Annotated in this window: 3 protein-coding genes; all 3 read right to left on the bottom strand. The window is 72.3% G+C overall.

Going from position 1 to position 2,496, the window contains the following annotated elements; genetic code table 11:
• Window positions 1-38: 38 nt before the first annotated feature.
• A complete protein-coding gene (locus HMPREF3086_RS16200; protein WP_061914490.1) occupies window positions 39-905 on the bottom strand; it encodes an anti-sigma factor in 867 nt (288 codons plus the stop codon).
• Window positions 902-1,483: an ECF RNA polymerase sigma factor SigK gene (gene sigK / locus HMPREF3086_RS16195; protein ID WP_061914492.1), complete on the bottom strand. Its 582-nt coding sequence runs from the start codon at window positions 1,481-1,483 to the stop codon at window positions 902-904. Before sigK ends, HMPREF3086_RS16200 begins: the two co-directional genes overlap by 4 nt.
• A gap of 98 nt (window positions 1,484-1,581) precedes the next feature.
• Window positions 1,582-2,496: molybdopterin-dependent oxidoreductase (locus HMPREF3086_RS16190; protein ID WP_168169112.1), on the bottom strand; the 915-nt coding region annotated here is incomplete at its 5' end.

Genomic DNA, 2,496 nt, shown 5'->3' with positions numbered 1-2,496 from the left:
CCGGCGGGCCGCCTATGCGGCCCGCCGACCCCACCGGGTCACTGGAGGTCGAGCGCGAGCAGGACCTGACCGGTCGGCGCCGGCGAACCACCCGCGGGCTCCTCGGTGATGCCGATCTGCTCTGAGTCACGGATGCCGTCGATCCGGGCCGAGGGCGACGGGCCGACCTCACCGGACTCCATGGTTCCCGCGGAGATGGGCTCGTGATCGCCCATGAGCCACAGCTGGTAGGCGCGGCCCTCCGGCGGGGCGGGGAGGTCCGTCATCGAGATGACGGCCATGTCCGCCGACTTCGACGCCAGCACGGTGGCGGTTCCGGTCCCGCCGACCTGGCCGCGGACCACCGCGAGATCCTCGGCCGCCAACAGTGAGGTGACCTGACGCGGCATCGTCCCCGAGGGGGGCGCGGCGGTGGGTAGGTTCTCAGACCCGGTCCCGTCGGTGAGGCGGCCGATCATCACACCACCGACCAGCAGCACCACGGCGGCCGCGGCGACCGCGAGGAACGTCAGTAAACCGGGCCGTCGGCGCTCGCGTTCGCGACTCAGGTCGATGACGTCCGCACCCCCGTCGGCGTCCCGCCCGGAGCCGCGGCGGTCGCCCGGACCGACGGGCCCGGTGGGGCCGGACGGCGAGGAGGTCGCCGCCAACTCGAGGATGCGCTCCCGCAGGTGCGCGGGCGGCGCGGTGTCGAGACCGGCGTCGGCCACGAGTCCGGCCATGACCTCGCGGGTCGAGGCGATATGCGCGAGCATCGACGTCCGATCCTCTGGCGCGGCATCCACCAGCGCGGCCTCGACGGCGTCGGCCTCGTGCTCGGGCAGTGCGTCCAGGGCGTAGAGGTCGAGGTCCTCGGGGCGGACGCTGTCAGGGGTCGACGGGTGATCGTGGTGACGAACGCTCATGACAGCTCACCTCCCAGGCAGTTCTTCAGGCGACGGAGTCCGTCGCGGATTCTCGATTTGATGGTGGGTAACGCGGCGCCCAGTCTCTCGGCGACCTCGCGGTAGGTGTGGCCGGAGAAGTACGCCATCTCGATGGACTCGCGCTGGTTGTCAGTCAGCGTCTCCAGGCACCTGCGCACCTCGGCGGCCTCCTCGTCGCGCGAGATCTGCTCCGTGACCTGGTCGGCGACGTCGCCTCCGTGGATGGTGCCGGTGGCGGCGTCGACCTCGTCACGTCGGGCGGCCGAACTCTCGGAGCGGACGCGGTCGACGGCCCGGCGGTGCGTGATGGTCAGCACCCAGGACTGGACGGACCCCAGCGAGGGCCGGTAGTCGGCCACCTGCTTCCAGACCTGCAGGAACACCTCCTGCACCGTCTCCTCGGCGTACCCCGGATCGCGCAGGACCCGCAGGGCGAGCCCGTAGACGCGTGGGGACATGAGGTCGTAGAAACGACCGAAGGCCTGGAGATCACCGGACGCGGCCAGCTCGAGCAGGCTCCCCGGGTCGGTCAGCGGCGGGGCGGCTGGCTCGGACACGGAGACCAGTCTAGTGCCAGCCGGCTCGTGACCGCGCGACGGCGGCGCGGGTGGTCGACCCGGTGGCCGCGCCGACGGTCTGCGGGTGACCTGGAGGGTCATGCCGCCACCACCCGGAACGTGCGGTTGTGCCAGCCGGTGGCGCCGCTGGGTACGGGATCCCTGCGCTCCTCAGGCTGGACCTCACCGGTCGAGTCGGTGGCCCGGACGTGGAGGGTGTGCAGGCCCGGTTCGGCGTCCCAGACCCACGACCACATGCGCCACGTGTCCACCGAGTACTCGTCCGCCAGTTGGGCGTCCTGCCACGGCCCGTCGTCGACCCTCACCTCCACCCGGTCGATGCCGCGGCGCTGCGCCCCGCGGTCGGTCCAGTACGCGCTGGCACGGTCGAAGCGCGTGACCTCCCAGTCCACGACCCACTTGGTGGCCGAGACGTACCCGTACAGGCCGGGGACCACCTGGCGGACGGGGTAGCCGTGCTCGAACGGCAGCGGCTCGCCGTTGATCCTCACTGCCAGCAGGGCGTCGCGGCCGTCCGTCAGAGCCTCCAGTGGCGTCCCGGCGGTCCAGCCGTCGACCGACGTCGACAGCAGCATGTCTGCGCCGGGCAGGGGCCCCGACTCGGCGAGCAGGTCGGCGATGGGGAACCCGGTCCAGGTCGCGGTCCCCACCAGATCCCCGCCGACCTCGTTGGACACGCAGGTCAAGGTGACGATGCGGTCGCGTGCCTCGCGGTCCACGAGCGCCTGCCAGTCGAGCTCGATCTCCCGCTCGACCATCCCGTGGATCCGCAGCCGCCACTCCGTGGTGCTCAGGGACGGCACGCGAAGGGCGGTGTCGATGCGGTAGAACTCGGCGTTGTCGGTGAGGAACGGTGTCACGCCCGGCGCGTCGGGCACGACGCCCGGCGGAACCGGGGCGGCCGCGTTGCGGGCGAGTACCCGCGGCAGTCGCAGACCGGTGCGTTCGGCGACCGCGTCGGCGGCGCGGCGGGTCAGGGCGATGCCCGTGGT

This window comes from Dietzia sp. HMSC21D01 (genome assembly GCF_001815995.1).
Lineage (GTDB): Bacteria > Actinomycetota > Actinomycetes > Mycobacteriales > Mycobacteriaceae > Dietzia > Dietzia cinnamea.
This window is presented reverse-complemented; position numbering and strand designations above follow the sequence as displayed.